17 protein-coding genes are annotated in these 14,502 nt (G+C 68.7%); 9 read left to right on the top strand and 8 right to left on the bottom strand.

Going from position 1 to position 14,502, the window contains the following annotated elements; translation table 11 throughout:
- The first annotated feature begins 43 nt into the window (after positions 1–43).
- The 8 genes from LYSCAS_RS09430 (at position 44) to ptsP (ending at position 6,678) form a co-directional block, all read left to right on the top strand.
- Positions 44–1,486 carry an RNA polymerase factor sigma-54 gene (locus LYSCAS_RS09430; RefSeq protein ID WP_213433778.1) on the top strand — a complete coding sequence of 481 codons (1,443 nt, stop codon included), beginning with the start codon at positions 44–46 and terminating at the stop codon, positions 1,484–1,486.
- A gap of 79 nt (positions 1,487–1,565) precedes the next feature.
- Positions 1,566–1,886, top strand: a complete 321-nt coding sequence (gene hpf, locus LYSCAS_RS09425; protein ID WP_213433776.1) for a ribosome hibernation-promoting factor, HPF/YfiA family — start codon at positions 1,566–1,568, stop codon at positions 1,884–1,886.
- 10 nt (positions 1,887–1,896) lie between these two features.
- A complete protein-coding gene (locus LYSCAS_RS09420) occupies positions 1,897–2,373 on the top strand; it encodes a PTS sugar transporter subunit IIA (RefSeq protein ID WP_213433774.1) in 477 nt (158 codons plus the stop codon).
- Complete coding sequence (hprK, locus tag LYSCAS_RS09415) at positions 2,373–3,320, top strand: HPr(Ser) kinase/phosphatase (RefSeq protein ID WP_213433773.1); 948 nt, start codon at positions 2,373–2,375, stop codon at positions 3,318–3,320. Before LYSCAS_RS09420 ends, hprK begins: the two co-directional genes overlap by 1 nt.
- A gap of 52 nt (positions 3,321–3,372) precedes the next feature.
- Positions 3,373–4,218, top strand: a complete 846-nt coding sequence (gene rapZ, locus LYSCAS_RS09410) for an RNase adapter RapZ (RefSeq protein ID WP_213437752.1) — start codon at positions 3,373–3,375, stop codon at positions 4,216–4,218.
- Between the two features lie 58 nt (positions 4,219–4,276).
- Positions 4,277–4,669: a PTS sugar transporter subunit IIA gene (locus tag LYSCAS_RS09405; RefSeq protein ID WP_213433772.1), complete on the top strand. Its 393-nt coding sequence runs from the start codon at positions 4,277–4,279 to the stop codon at positions 4,667–4,669.
- A gap of 18 nt (positions 4,670–4,687) precedes the next feature.
- Positions 4,688–4,957 carry an HPr family phosphocarrier protein gene (locus LYSCAS_RS09400; RefSeq protein WP_213433771.1) on the top strand — a complete coding sequence of 90 codons (270 nt, stop codon included), beginning with the start codon at positions 4,688–4,690 and terminating at the stop codon, positions 4,955–4,957.
- Positions 4,957–6,678: a phosphoenolpyruvate--protein phosphotransferase gene (ptsP, locus tag LYSCAS_RS09395; protein WP_213433770.1), complete on the top strand. Its 1,722-nt coding sequence runs from the start codon at positions 4,957–4,959 to the stop codon at positions 6,676–6,678. The genes LYSCAS_RS09400 and ptsP overlap by 1 nt, the downstream gene beginning before the upstream one ends.
- A 9-nt stretch (positions 6,679–6,687) precedes the next feature.
- Here ptsP and LYSCAS_RS09390 read toward each other — a convergent pair whose 3' ends face one another.
- The 8 genes from LYSCAS_RS09390 to LYSCAS_RS09355 all read right to left on the bottom strand — a co-directional run bounded on the left by LYSCAS_RS09390 (position 6,688) and on the right by LYSCAS_RS09355 (position 13,678).
- Positions 6,688–7,182: a hypothetical protein gene (locus LYSCAS_RS09390; RefSeq protein WP_213433768.1), complete on the bottom strand. Its 495-nt coding sequence runs from the start codon at positions 7,180–7,182 to the stop codon at positions 6,688–6,690.
- A complete protein-coding gene (locus LYSCAS_RS09385; RefSeq protein WP_213433766.1) occupies positions 7,179–7,931 on the bottom strand; it encodes a tetratricopeptide repeat protein in 753 nt (250 codons plus the stop codon). Before LYSCAS_RS09385 ends, LYSCAS_RS09390 begins: the two co-directional genes overlap by 4 nt.
- Positions 7,928–9,289: a magnesium transporter gene (gene mgtE, locus LYSCAS_RS09380; RefSeq protein WP_213433764.1), complete on the bottom strand. Its 1,362-nt coding sequence runs from the start codon at positions 9,287–9,289 to the stop codon at positions 7,928–7,930. Before mgtE ends, LYSCAS_RS09385 begins: the two co-directional genes overlap by 4 nt.
- 111 nt (positions 9,290–9,400) lie before the next feature.
- Entirely contained in the window at positions 9,401–10,348 is a 948-nt protein-coding gene (locus tag LYSCAS_RS09375; RefSeq protein ID WP_213433762.1) for an aspartate carbamoyltransferase catalytic subunit, read from the bottom strand.
- Entirely contained in the window at positions 10,345–10,827 is a 483-nt protein-coding gene (gene ruvX / locus LYSCAS_RS09370) for a Holliday junction resolvase RuvX (RefSeq protein WP_213433760.1), read from the bottom strand. The genes LYSCAS_RS09375 and ruvX overlap by 4 nt, the downstream gene beginning before the upstream one ends.
- Before the next feature lie 4 nt (positions 10,828–10,831).
- Positions 10,832–11,398, bottom strand: a complete 567-nt coding sequence (locus LYSCAS_RS09365; protein WP_213433759.1) for a YqgE/AlgH family protein — start codon at positions 11,396–11,398, stop codon at positions 10,832–10,834.
- A gap of 95 nt (positions 11,399–11,493) precedes the next feature.
- A complete protein-coding gene (locus LYSCAS_RS09360; RefSeq protein WP_213433758.1) occupies positions 11,494–12,624 on the bottom strand; it encodes a PilT/PilU family type 4a pilus ATPase in 1,131 nt (376 codons plus the stop codon).
- A gap of 16 nt (positions 12,625–12,640) precedes the next feature.
- Complete coding sequence (locus tag LYSCAS_RS09355; protein WP_213433757.1) at positions 12,641–13,678, bottom strand: type IV pilus twitching motility protein PilT; 1,038 nt, start codon at positions 13,676–13,678, stop codon at positions 12,641–12,643.
- A gap of 146 nt (positions 13,679–13,824) precedes the next feature.
- Here LYSCAS_RS09355 and LYSCAS_RS09350 point away from each other — a divergent pair, with 146 nt between their 5' ends.
- Positions 13,825–14,502: a YggS family pyridoxal phosphate-dependent enzyme gene (locus tag LYSCAS_RS09350; RefSeq protein WP_407075182.1), complete on the top strand. Its 678-nt coding sequence runs from the start codon at positions 13,825–13,827 to the stop codon at positions 14,500–14,502.

The raw sequence follows: 14,502 nt of genomic DNA, 5'->3' as shown, positions 1-14,502 counted from the left end.
CGCGTCCCGGCCGTCGAAACCATCCGGCCACGTTGATATCGCCATGAAGCCCCGCCTCCAGACATCGCTGGGACAGCACCTGGTGATGACCCCGCAGTTGCGGCAGGCCATCCGCCTGTTGCAGCTGTCGACCGCGGAGCTCGAAGTCGAGATCGCCAGCGCGGTCGAGAGCAACCCGTTGCTGGACTGGGAGGAATCCCCGCCGCTGGAAACCCACGACGGCAACGGCGACGCCCGCGTCCGCGACGACGGCACCGGCGACGAACGCAGCAGCCACGACGACGACCGCCCGCCGCCGGAAGCCTCCGCGTGGGACGGCGACGAAAACGAAACCTGGTACGAACGCATCGGCCCGGCCGACAGCGACGACGAACCCCTCGCCGAACAGGTCGCCGAAGGCGAGACGCTGCAGGACCACCTGCTGTGGCAGCTGCACCTCAGCCACCTCTCGCAGCGCGACCGCACGATCGGCGTGTCGATCATCGAGTCGATCGACGACGACGGTTACCTGCGCGAAACGATCGAAGCCATCGCCGAAGGCCTGCGGCCCGGCATGAACCCGAGCCTGGACGAAGTGCTGACCGTGCTGCACCAGGTACAGCGTTTCGATCCGCCCGGCGTGGGCGCGCGTTCGCTCAACGAATGCCTGCAACTGCAACTCGACCTGCTGGACGCCGACACGCCCGGACGCGAACTCGCGCGGCGCATGGCCGACGGTCCGCTCGAACGCCTGCCGAAGATCGGCGTCGCCGGCCTGGCGCACGAACTGCAGCGCCCCACCGAAGACATCGAATGCGCCGTGCACCTGCTGCGTTCGCTCGAACCGCGCCCCGGCGCGCAGCTGGGCGGGTTGTCCGCGGATACCTACGTCACGCCCGACTGCGTCGTGTGGCGCCAGCAGGGCCAGTGGCGCGTCGCGCTCGCCGCCGGCGGCCGTCCGCGCATCTCGATCCATCGCGGCTACGAACGCATGATCCGCTCGGCGAACGAAAACGACGCGCTCTACCTGCGCGGCCGCCTGCAGGAAGCGCGCTGGCTGCTCAAGAGCCTGGAAGCGCGCGGCGACACGCTGCTCAAGGTGATGCGTTGCCTGTTGCGCCAGCAATCGGCGTTCCTGGAATTCGGCGACCAGGCCTTGCGCCCGCTCACCCTGCGCGAAGTCGCCGGCGAAGTGGGCCTGCACGAATCCACCATTTCCCGCGCCATCGCACGCAAGTACGTCCGTACACCGCGCGGCACGATGCCGTTGCGCGCGTTCTTCGCGTCCGGCATCGACACCGGCGGCGGCGGCGAAGCCTCCAGCACCGCCATCCAGGCGATGATCCGGCGCCTGATCGAAGGCGAAGACCCGCGCAAGCCGCTCTCCGACGCGCGCCTGGCCGAGAACCTCAAGGCCTCGGGCGTCCCGGTGGCCCGCCGCACCGTGGCCAAGTACCGCGAGGCCATGAGCATCCCGTCCTCGCAGGACCGCCTGCGCATCGGCTGAGATTGCCCGGCCGTGGCCCTTCCCCTCACGCCGCCGCGGCGTATCCTGTCCCTCCGAACGTGAGTGAAGGAGGCCCGCGATGCGCATCGATACCTATGGCCAGCAGCTCGAAGTCACCCCGGCGTTGCGCGACTACGTCGAGTCCAAGCTGCAACGGCTGGCGCGCCACTTCGACCAGCCCTTCGATGTCCGCACCCAACTCAGTTGTGAAAAGCAGCAGCACTGCGCCGAAGCCAACGTGAACATCTCCGGCAAGACGCTGCACGCCGATGCCTCCGCCGAAAACATGTACGCCGCGATCGACCTGCTCGCCGACAAGCTCGATCGCCTGCTGATGAAGCACAAGGAAAAGCTCGTCGACCACCACCGCGGCGAGACCGTCCGCGGCGACCTCGGCTGACGCCCTCCGCATGCCGCTCCACGCGCTGCTCGCCGCCGACCGCATCGTCCTGCTGGTCGAACCGGTCGACCGCGACAGCGTGCTCGACGCTGCCGCGCGCCTGCTCGCCGATGGCTCGCCCGTGATCACCCAGGCCATCGGCACCAGCCTGCGCGCGCGCGAACGCCTCGGCAGCACCGGCATCGGCTGCGGCATCGCGATCCCGCACGGCCGCACCAACGCCTTCGAAACCGCGCGCGGGGCGTTCCTGCGCCTCGCGCACCCGGTGGACTTCGGCGCGGCCGACGGCGAACCGGTCGATCTCGTGTATGCGATGGCGGTGCCGGAGCATTTCACGCAACAGCACCTCGAATTGCTGTCGGAACTGGCCGAACGCTTCGCCGATCCGGGGTTCCGCGCCGCCTTGCGCAACGCCCCGGACATCGAGGCGCTGCGGGCCGTGCTGTTCGCCCCGGCGCGCGCCGCCGTCGCCATCGGCGGGGCCTGATGCCGCAGCGAATCACCGCGCAGGAATTGTTCGATCGCCACGTCGGGCACCTGGCGTTGCGCTGGGTGGCCGGGCAAGCGGGCGCCTCGCGCGTGCTCGAGGCGGTGGATACCGTCGCGCGGCGCCCGTCGCTCGCGGGTTACCTCAACATCATCTATCCCAACAAGGTGCAGATCCTCGGCAGCGAAGAGCTCGCGTGGCTCGACGGCCTGGATTCGCGCGCGCGCTGGGAAGTGATCGAGAAGATCATCGATGCGCGTCCGCTCGCGATCGCGATCAGCAAGGAACAGCGCGTCCCCGAAGACCTGCGCACCGCGGCCGAGGAAACCGAAACGCCGTTGTGGGTGTCGCCGCGCCGCGGGCACGAACTGCTCAACCACATGCAGTACCAGCTCGCGCGCACGCTCGCGCCGCGCGTCACGCTGCATGGCGTCTTCATGGAGATCTATTCCATCGGCGTGCTGATCACCGGCGAATCCGGATCGGGCAAGAGCGAGCTCGCGCTGGAACTGGTCACGCGCGGCCATCGCCTCGTCGCCGACGACGCACCGGAATTCACCCAGATCGCACCGGACGTGCTCGACGGCACGTGCCCCGACCTGCTGCAGGATCTGCTGGAAGTACGCGGCCTGGGCGTGCTCAACGTGCGCCAGATGTTCGGCGACACCGCGGTGAAGAAGAACAAGTACCTGCGCCTGATCGTGCACCTGACCAAGCCGCACCTCGAACCGCAGCCCAGCGGCATGGAACGCATCCTCGGCGACCTCAGCGTGCGCCGCGTGCTGGACCTGGACGTGCCGCAGATCACCCTGCCCGTCATGCCCGGCCGCAACCTGGCCGTGCTGACCGAAGCCGCCGCCCGCGCGCACATCCTGCGCGCGAAAGGCGTGGATCCCGCGGCCGCCTTCATGGCGCGCCATTCCCATTTCCTCGAACGCTCGAGCTGACCTCGTGAGCAACGTTCCGCCCGCCCCGCCCGCCCACCCGGCGCCGAGCCTGATGATCGTCAGCGGCATGTCCGGTTCGGGCAAGTCCGTCGCGCTCAACACGCTGGAAGACCTCGGCTTCTACTGCGTCGACAACCTGCCCGCCGATTTGCTGCCCGAATTCGTCAAGCGCGTGATGCGCGGCGAGGATCGCCCGGAAAAACTCGCGGTCGGCCTGGACGTGCGCAGCGGCGGCGACCTGGGCGTGATCCCGGACGTGCTGTCGGAAGTCGGCGGCCTGGGCCTGGATCCGAAACTCCTGTTCTTCGATGCCGCCGACGACGTGCTGCTGCGCCGTTACGCCGACACGCGCCGCCGCCATCCGCTGAGCCACCTCGGCCTCGCGCTCGCCGATGCGATCGGGCTGGAACGCCAGGCGCTTAAGCCGCTGCGGCAGATCGCGGACGTCGTGCTCGATACCAGCCACCTCAACGTGCACAAGCTGCGCCGCGTGGTGATCACCGAATTCGGCCTGAGCGACGCGAGCAGCCTGTCGCTGCTGTTCGAATCCTTCGCCTACCGCCGCGGCGTGCCGCCGGACGCGGACTTCGTGTTCGACGCGCGCTGCCTGCCAAACCCGCACTGGGATGCGCGCCTGCGTCCGCTGTCCGGGCGCGACCAGGACGTGTGCGAATACCTCGAAGCCCAGCCGGACGTCGTGCAGTACGCCGGGGAGATCGAAGGCTTCCTCGACACCTGGCTGCCCCGCCTGCAGTCGGACACGCGCAGCTACGTCACCGTGGCCTTCGGGTGCACCGGGGGCCGGCACCGTTCGGTGTACCTGGCCGAGCGGCTCGCGCGCCATTGCCGCGAAAAGGGATGGGCCGAGGTTGCAGTGCACCATCGGGAGCTCGACTGACGGCATTCGTGTGGTCCGTCGCTTCCGGCCCGTCGCGTCCCTCTGCTAAGTTGCAGCCATGTCCGTCGGCATCCTCCTGATCACGCATGAAGGCATCGGCTCGGCGCTGCTCGCCGTGGCCACGCGTTTGCTGCGCCAGTTGCCGCTGAAGACCGAAGCCTTCGAAGTCCCGTTCGACGCCGACCCCGACGCATTGCTGCCGCAGGCCAGCGCCGCGCTGCGGCGCGTGGATGGCGGCCAGGGCGTGCTGGTGTTGGTGGACCTGTACGGCGCCTCGCCCAGCAACCTCGCCGCGCGCCTGTCGCGCATCGGCACGCCCGTGCGCCGCGTGTCCGCGCTGAGCCTGCCCATGCTGCTGCGCGTGATGAACTACGCCGAGATGGACCTCGACGAACTCCCGAACGTCGCCGCCGCCGGCGCCCGCAACGGGGTGATCCATGACGACGCCTGACAACGCCAGGGACTGCACGTGATCGAACGCGAACTCCTCGTCGCCAACAAGCTCGGCCTGCACGCGCGCGCCACGGCGAAGCTCGTGCAACTGCTGTCGGGCTTCCGCAGCGGCGCCACGCTCAGCGCGAAGGGTCGCGAAGTGAATGCCAAGAGCATCATGGGCGTGATGCTGCTCGCCGCGGGCCAGGGCACGCCGGTCACGCTGCGCGTGGATGGCGAAGACGAAGCCGAAGCCGCCGCCGCGGTGGCCGACCTGTTCCAGCGCCTCTTCGACGAGGGCAGCTGATGCGGCAACTCCTGCCCGGACACGGCGCCTCGCGCGGCAGCGCGCTCGGCCGTGCCCGGGTCCGCTTGCCGCACGTGCTGGATGTCGCCGAAGAACGCATCCCCGCCGATGCCGTCGAAGACGAACTGCAACGCCTGCATGCCGCGATCGACGTCGTGCGCGACGAGATGCGCGTGCTGCGCCAGCGCCTGCACGGCGCGCTCGCGCAGGAAGTCGGCGAGTTCCTCGACCTGCACGCCTTGCTGCTCGACGATCCCGAACTGCTGCACGGCCTCGACGACCTGATCCGCACCGGCCGCTACACCGCCGACTACGCCCTGCGCCTGCAACGCGACCGCATCGCCGGCGTGTTCAAGGGCATGGACGATGCGTACATGCGCAGCCGCATCGAGGACATCGACCAGGTCATCGGCCGCATCCACGCCGCGTTGCATCGCCGCGCCACCGAAGTGCGCGGCCTCGCCGGCGACATCCTCGTCACCGACAACGTCGCGCCCGCGGAACTCGCGCAGTTGCAGGCGCAGGGCGTGATGGCCGTGGTCACCGCCGGCGGCAGCGCGCTGTCGCACACCGCGATCCTCGCGCGCAGCCTGCACGTGCCGCTCGTGGTGGGTGCGGTGCAGGCGCTGATGAAGGTCAACGACGGCGACGTACTCGCGGTCGATGGCACCAGCGGCCTCGTCGTCGTCGAACCCAACGCCGAAGACCTGCGCGGCCACCGCGCGCGCATGCGCGACCAGGTGCGCGAACGCCGGCAGCTCAACCGCCTGCGCCGCGAACCCACGCGCACGCTCGACGGCGTGGACATCAAGCTGTGGGCCAACGCCGAATCGCGCGCCGACGTCGCCGAAGCGCATGCGCTGGGCGCGGCGGGCGTGGGCCTGTACCGCACCGAATTCCTGTTCCTGCAGCGCAACGAACTGCCGGACGAAGAAGAACAGTTCCGCGCCTACCGCGACGTCGTGCTCGGCATGACCGGCCGCACCGTCACCATCCGCACGCTCGACCTCGGCGCCGACAAGGCCGACCGCAGCGGCCTGGTGCTCGACGACGAACCCAACCCCGCGCTCGGCCTGCGCGGCGTGCGCCTGTCGCTCGCGCGCGACGCGTTGTTCCGCACGCAGTTGCGCGCGATCGTGCGCGCCTCCGGCTATGGCCCCGTGCGCGTGCTCGTGCCGATGATCAGCTGCCGCGAGGAGATCATCGCGGTGCGCACGATGCTGCGCGAGGTACTGGCCGAAGTCCGCAAGGAAGGCCAGGAAGTCGCGGAGACCTTGCCGCTCGGCGCGATGATCGAAGTGCCGGCCGCGGCGATCGCCCTGCCGACGTTCGTGGGCGCGGTGGATTTCCTGTCGGTGGGCACCAACGACCTCATCCAGTACCTGCTCGCCGCCGACCGCAACAACGAAGCCCTCGGCGACGTGTACACGCCGCTGCACCCGGCGCTCATCCGCCTGCTGCACGGCGTGATCCGCATCGCGCACAAGCGCAACAAGCCGATCGCGGTGTGCGGCGAAATGGCGGGCGATTCCACGTTCGCACCGATGCTGCTCGCGCTGGGGCTGAGCGAATTCAGCCTGCATCCCAATACGCTGCTGGAATTGCGCCGCGCAATCCGCGGGTTCGACCTCGCCGCGCTGCGCGCGAAGGCGCCCGCGCTGGTGCGTGCGCGCGACCGGAACGCCATCGAAGGCTGGTTGCGGTCGGTGGGCGCGACCTGACGGACAGCGTCAGCGTTGCTGGTAGCCGGCGAAGCGCGCCGCCAACGCATCCTTGTGCTCGCGCACGAAGTACACGTTCTGCCGGTTCACGCCGTGCGGGATGGCCTTCAGCCGGCCGGCCGTGAGCGCTTCCTGCGTCATCAGCGCGGTCATCAACGCTTCGCTCGTCAGCGCGTAGTCGCGCGTCGACAGGCCCGACTTCGCGATGGCATCGCGCAACGCGGGCGTGGCTTCCAGGCGCGCGGCGTAACGCACGCCGTCTTCGCCGGAGGCCGCTTTCATCGCGACTTCGAGCGTCGGATCATCCTTCACCGCCGCGGCGAGGTACGACTGCGCGACGAGCATCGCGTCGATGCGCTCCATCGTGAGCTCGTAGTTGCTGTACGGCGAGGTGGCGTCGAAGCCCTTGGGCGCGGCCGTCGCCGATGTGGCTTGCGTTTCTGCAGGCTGCGTGCAGGCGGCGAGCAACCCGGTAAGTGCAATCACGCGCAGGGCCGATTTCATCGCGCGTCCCCGGGCTGCGTCTTTTCGGTCGAAGGCTTCGCTTGGGGCGCGTTCTTCTCGATGAACGCCAGCTCGTCCAACGCGATCCGGTTCCCCGGCTCGATGGCCAGCGACTTGTCGTACGCCTCGCGCGCTGCCTGCCACTGCTGCATTTCGACCAGCGTGTACCCCAGGCCGCGATACGCGACGGCGGCGCCTTCCTTGCTGCGGCTCGCTTCCGCGAGCGCGATCGCCTGGCGATAGGACGCCAGCGCTTCGTCGCGACGCCCGGCCTGCGCCAGCAGGAAGCCGCGTTCGTTGTGCGGTTCGGCCCAGTACGGCGCGATCGCGATGGCGCGGTCGAGCGCGCGCAGGACCTCGGCGGATTCGCGCTTGAGCTCGATGAGCGCAAAGGCCTGCGCGTGGAAGGCCATCGGACACGTCATGTCCACCAGGTCGACCGGCGTGCCCGGATGCTCGGCGAGGTAGCGGTCGTATTCCGCTTCTTCCGCGACCGCGATCGATCGCATGCCGGGGCGCTGCAACGCTTCGCAGAATTCGCCGATCGGCGCGAGCAAGGCCAACGCCTTCGCGGCGTCGTGGTCATCCTGCAGCGCGCGCATCGCCGTGTTGAAATCCGGGCGGTACTGCGCGCCGATGCCGGCCTTGTAGATGCTCGTGCGGCCCGGCGTGACGAGTACTTCCTTCTGTGCACAGGCCATGCCGGGCACGAGCGCGATGGCCAGCAGGAGACGCCCGAGGCAGCTCATCGCAGCAGGATCAACGTCGCCAGGCCGAGGAACGCGAGGAAGCCCATCACGTCGGTCACCGTCGTCAGGATCACGCCGCCCGCGAGCGCGGGATCCAGGTTCATGCGCTTGAGCGTCAGCGGCACCAGCACGCCGGCGCTGGCGGCGAACAACAGGTTCAATGTCATCGCCGCGCCGATCACCAGCGCGAGCATCCCGTTGCCGAACCACGCCCATGTCGCGAGCGCGACGATGCCGCCCAGCATCACGCCGTTCATGGCGGCCACGCGCAGTTCCTTCCACAGCAGCACCTGCACGTTCGACGCGCCCACCTGGCCGAGCGCCAAACCGCGCACCATCAGCGCGAGCACCTGCGTGCCGGCGTTGCCGCCCATGCCCGCGACGATCGGCATCAGCACGGCCAGCGCGACGATGTGGTCGATCGTGCCCTGGAACTGGCCGACGACGCTCGACGCAAGGAACGCGGTGCCGAGGTTGACGCCCAGCCACACGATGCGGCGGCGCCACGCGCGCGGCACCGGCGAGAACAGGTCTTCGTCTTCGTCCAGGCCCGCCGCGCCGAGCACCTGGTGTTCGGCCTGCTCGCGGATGATGTCGACCACGTCATCGATGGTGATGCGGCCGAGCAGGATGTTGTTGTCGTCCACGACCGGGGCGCTGATCCAGTCATGGTCGGAGAACTGGCGCGCGACTTCGTCCGCGGATTCGTCCACGCCGATCGCCGGTTGCTCGTCGTCGATCAGCTGGTTGATCGGCGTGTTGGCCTCGTGCGTGAGCAGCGACTGCAACGCGATGCGCCCGAGGTACTGGTGCCGGCGGCTGACGACATAGAGATGATCGGTGTGGTCCGGCAGTTCGCCGCGCAGGCGCAGGTAACGCAGGACGACATCCACCGTGGTGTCGGTGCGCACCGTCACCACGTCGGGGTTCATCAGGCGGCCGGCGGTGTCCTCGTCGTAGGACAGCACCTGTTCCAGGCGCTCGCGGTTCTCGCGGTCCATCGACTTGAGGACTTCGTCGATGACGGTGTCCGGCAGGTCTTCGACGAGGTCCGCGAGATCGTCGATGTCGAGGTCTTCGACCGCCGCGACGATTTCGTCCGGGTCCATTTCCGCCAGCAGGCTTTCGCGCACGTCGTCGCCGACATGCACCAGCACTTCACCGTCGTCCTCGGCATCGACCAGGCCCCACACGATGGTGCGCTTGGCGGGCGGGAGGGATTCCAGCAGGTTGCCGATTTCCGCCGGCGAGAGCGTGTTGACGAGACGCCGCACGGGACCGAGGCGGCCGCTGTCGAGCGCGTCCGACAACAGACGCAGCTGGCGCGCGGTTTTCTCGTGGCGGATCGCTTCGGCCATGCGGGAGTTCCAATGGCGCGTCGCGACGGCAGGTGCGCGACAGGGGTCAGGCGTTCATGGCGCGGATTATGGACTGCGGCCGCGCGACCGCACACCCCCAAAGCGGATGCATCACGCCCCGAGCAGCACCTCGAGCACCGCCATGCGCGCGGCGACACCATTGGCGACCTGGCGCAGGATCAGCGACTGGGGACCATCGGCCACGTCGTCGTCGATCTCGACCCCGCGGTTCATCGGCCCCGGATGCAGCACCACGGCCCCGGGCGCGGCGCGCTTCAGGCGCGCTGCGCTCAAGCCGTAATCGCGGTGGTAGTCGGCCAGCGAACCCACCAGGCCTTCCTCCATCCGCTCGCGTTGCAGGCGCAGCATCATCACGGCGTCGACGCCTTCCAGCGCCGCATCGAAATCGTCCGTGACCGTGCAACCTTCCAGCGTGGCATCGGTGGGCAGCAAGGACGCCGGCCCGCACACGCGGATCTCGCCCGCGCCCAGCGTGCGCAGCGCATGCAGGTCGGTGCGCGCCACGCGCGAATGCTTCACGTCGCCCACGATCGCAACCTTGAGCCGCGAGAAGTCCGCGCCCTTGGCCTGGCGCAGCGTGAGCATGTCGAGCACGCCTTGCGTGGGATGCGCGATGCGTCCGTCGCCAGCGTTGATCAGTGCGGTGCCGGGACGCGCTTCGGCCGCGAGCGCGGCGACGGCGCCATCGTCCTTGTGGCGCACGATGAAGCCGTGCACGCCCATCGCTTCGAGCGTCTTGAGCGTGTCGCGCGCGGTCTCGCCCTTGCTGGTCGACGACGTGGACGCATCGAAGTTCAGCACGTCCGCACCGAGCGACTGCGCGGCGATCTGGAAGCTGGAGCGCGTGCGCGTGGACGGTTCGAAGAACAGCGTGCACACCGTGCGGCCGGCGAGCGTGTGGCGCAACGCGGGATCGCCGCGGCGTTCGTCGAAGTGTTGCGCCAGGTCAAGCAGGCGCACGAGCACCGTGCGCGGGAAGCCTTCGAGCGTGAGGAAATGGCGCAGGCGTCCCTGCGCGTCCACCTGGGCGACGGTCACTCTGCGGCTCCGGGTTGCAAGGGGGCGTCGGGGTCGACGGTGATGGCGTCGTTGGGCGCGGCGAGCCAGCGTTCGACGATGACGGCGGCGGCGACGGCGTCCAGCGCCGCGGCGTCGCGGCGTTTCTTGCGGCCTTCGGCGCGGTCGGCGGCGAAGCGTTGCGCGGCTTCGATCGAACTCATGCGCTCGTCCACCATCACCACCGGCAGGCGATAGCGCCCGGACAACGCGCGCGCGAACGCTTGCGCACGCTGTCGGATGGGTTGGTCGCCGCCGTCGAGCGTCATCGGATCGCCGACGACGAGGCCATCGGGCCGCCATTCGGCGCGGATGCGGTCGATCGCGGACCAGTCGGGACCATGCGCGTGCACGTCGATCACCGCGAGCGCGCGCGCCCCGCTGCCGTACGCACTGCCAACCGCCACGCCGATGCGGCGCGCGCCGACGTCGAAGCCGAGCACGGTGCCGTCGAGTTTCATGGGGTCACGCGTGCCCGCTGTAATCGGCGACCTGGGCCAGGTCGACGCCGATGCTGCCGGCGGCGGCCTGCCAGCGCGCGTCGATGGGCGTGTCGAACAGCAGGCCGGGCGCCACGGGCACCATCAGCCAGCTGTCTTCGGTGAGTTCGTGTTCGAGCTGTCCCGCGCCCCACCCGGCGCAGCCGAGCGCCACGACGGCGTGCTTCGGGCCCTTGCCGCCGGCCATCGCCTCGAGGATGTCGCGCGAGGTCGTCAGGTACAGCTTGTCGCTGACCGCGAGCGTGGAATCGAATCCGTCGCCACCATCGTGCAGCACGAAGCCGCGTTCGGGATGCACGGGGCCGCCGGACAGCACGACCTGCCCGAGCAGCGCCGGATCCTCGGCTTCGATGCCCATCTGCTGGAAGACGTCGCCCAGCGTGTATTCGGAGGGCTTGTTGACCACCACGCCCATCGCCCCTTCTTCGTCGTGCTGGCAGACGAGGGTGACGCTGCGTGCGAACTGCGGGTCGGCGAGCGCCGGCAGCGCGATGAGCAAGCGGTTGGCGAGCGGCGTGGGGGTGGCCTGCATGGGGGCGATTCTAGCCCGACACGCCCGCGGTGATCCAAGCACGCGAAAGGCGCGGTTGCCCGCGCCTTCCGTTGGACCCTGCAGCGGCGGTGGCCTCAGCGGGCTTCGGCGACCTCGACGCCATCCAGCCCCTGCGACAAGGTGCGCGCATCGCCGCCCTGGGCGAGCTTGATGCGCAGGCGTACTTCGTTCGCCGAGTCGGCGTAGCGCAGGGCGTCCTCGTAGGAGATCTCGCCGGCCTGGTACAGCTCGAACAGGCTCTGGTCGAAGGTCTTCATGCCGAGGTTGGTGGATTCCTTCATCACTTCCTTCAGCTTGTGGATCTCGCCGTCGCGGATGTAGTCCTGCACCAGCGGCGTGCCCAGCATGATTTCCATCGCCACGCGGCGCGACTTGCCGTCGGGCGTGGGGATGAGCTGCTGCGCGACCACGCCCTTGAGGTTGAGCGAGAGGTCCATCAGCAACTGGTTGCGACGGTCTTCCGGGAAGAAGTTGATGATGCGGTCCATCGCCTGGTTGGCGTTGTTGGCGTGCAGCGTGCACAACACCAGGTGGCCCGTTTCGGCGAAGGCGATGGCGTGGTCCATGCCTTCGCGCGTGCGCACCTCGCCGATCATGATCACGTCCGGCGCCTGGCGCAGCGTGTTCTTCAGCGCGGCGTCCCAGCTGTCGGTGTCGATGCCCACTTCGCGCTGCGTGATGATGCAGCCCTCGTGCTTGTGCACGAATTCGATCGGGTCTTCGATGGTGATGATGTGGCCGGTGGAATTCTGGTTGCGGTAGCCGATCATCGCGGCCAGCGACGTGGACTTACCGGTACCCGTGGCGCCGACGAAGATGATGATGCCGCGCTTGGTCATCGCCAGCGTCTTGATCACCGGCGGCAAATTGAGCTCTTCGACGCTGGGGATCTTGGTCTCGATCCGGCGCAGCACCATGCCGACCTGGTTGCGCTGGTAGAAGCACGACACGCGGAAGCGGCCGACGCCGGCCACGCCGATGGCGAAGTTGCACTCGTGCGTCTTTTCGAACTCTTCCCGCTGCTGCGGGTTCATCACGTTCAGCACCAGGTCGCGGCTCTGCTGCGGCGTGAGCGGGTTCTGGGTGATGGGCGAGATCTTGCCGTGGACCTTCATCGACGGCGGCATGCCGGCCGTGATGAACAAGTCCGACGCCTTCTGGTGCGCCATCAGCTTGAGGAACGAGGTGAAATCGATGCTGCTCATGGTGTGCTCCAGGCTGTCACTCGAACAGCCGCTTGTCCTTCGCGTATTCCTTGGCGTGCTGGCGCGTGACCATGCTGCGCTTCACGAGGTCCTGCAGGTGCTGGTCGAGGGTCATCATCCCGTGCGCGCCGCCGGTCTGGATCGCCGAATACATCTGCGCGACCTTGTCCTCGCGGATCAGGTTACGGATGGCCGGGATGCCGACCATGATTTCCCACGCCGCGGTACGACCGCCGCCCACTTTCTTCAGCAGCGCCTGCGAGATCACCGCGCGCAGCGACTCCGACAGCATCGAGCGCACCATCGGCTTCTCGCCGGCGGGGAACACGTCGATGATGCGGTCGATGGTCTTGGCGGCCGACGAGGTGTGCAGCGTCGCGAACACGAGGTGGCCGGTTTCCGCGGCGGTGAGCGCCAGGCGGATGGTTTCGATGTCGCGCATTTCGCCGACCAGGATGTAGTCGGGGTCTTCGCGCAGTGCCGAACGCAGGGCTTCGTTGAAGCCGTGCGTGTCGCGGTGCACTTCGCGCTGGTTGATCAGGCACTTCTGCGAGGTGTGCACGAACTCGATCGGGTCTTCCACCGAGAGGATGTGCGCGTACTCGCTCTTGTTGACGTGGTCGAGCATCGCCGCCAGCGTGGTGGACTTGCCCGAGCCAGTGGGGCCGGTCACCAGGATCAGGCCCTGCGGCTGGTCGATGAGTTCCTTGAAGATGCGCGGGCAGCCGAGGTCTTCGAGCGTCAGCACCTCCGAGGGCACCGTGCGGAACACCGCACCGGCGCCGCGGTTCTGGTTGAACGCGTTCACGCGGAAGCGCGCCAGGCCCGGGATCTCGAAGGAGAAGTCGACCTCGAGGAATTCTTCGTAATCGCGCCGCTGCTTGTCCGACATGATGTCGTAGACGAGCGCGTGGACCTGCTTGTGGTCGAGCGCGGGGATGTTGATGCGCCGGACGTCGCCGTCCACGCGGATCATCGGCGGCAGGCCTGCGGACAGGTGCAGGTCGGACGCTTTGTTCTTGACCGAGAACGCCAGGAGTTCGGCGATATCCATTGAACGTGCTCCCCCGCACGAGTTGAAACGATGTACGACTGGTGCCGGGCACCCCCCGGCGGGCAGTATGGGCGCCGCCCCACCCGCGGTGTCAACCGCGATTCCCAGCGCGGCCACGAGGTTGAGACGAAGTGCTTGGTTCTGCCCTGAACGTGCTCGTTCAACGTCTTGATAACGCGGCCCGGCAGTCGGGTCGGCCACGGCCCGTGCTGCTTGCGGTCTGCAAGGGCCAGCCCGCGGAGGCGGTCGCCGCACTGGCCGCCGCCGGCCAGCGGGACTTCGGCGACAACTATGTCCAGGAAGCGCAGGCCCGGCAGGTGGCCCTCTCGGGCGACCCGCGCGCGCAGGGCCTGGCGTGGCATCTCATCGGCGCCCTGCAATCCAACAAGGCCGCGCTCGCCGCGACGTTGTTCGACTGGGTGCAGACCGTCGACCGGGCCAAACTCGTGCCCCTGCTCGCCGCCGCGCGCCCCGCCGACCGGCCGCCGCTGAACGTGCTGGTGCAGGTCAACATCGACGACGAAGCGAGCAAGCACGGCTGTCGCCCGGAGGACGCGGCGGCCCTGGCCGACCTGGTGGCCGCGCAACCGCGGCTCGCGTTGCGCGGGCTGATGGCAATCCCGGCGCCGGCGGAAGATCCGGCCGCGCGCCGTGCCGCCTTCGCCCGCATGCGCGCGTTGTTCGATGCGATCGCCGCGCGGCATCCGGGCGTGGACACCCTGTCGATGGGCATGAGCGACGATTTCGAACTCGCCATCGCCGAAGGCGCGACGCTGGTGCGCGTGGGCACGGCGTTGTTCGGCGCGCGACCGCCGAAGGCATAG

The organism is Noviluteimonas caseinilytica, from assembly GCF_018406605.1.
Classification (GTDB): domain Bacteria; phylum Pseudomonadota; class Gammaproteobacteria; order Xanthomonadales; family Xanthomonadaceae; genus Noviluteimonas; species Noviluteimonas caseinilytica.
This window is presented reverse-complemented; position numbering and strand designations above follow the sequence as displayed.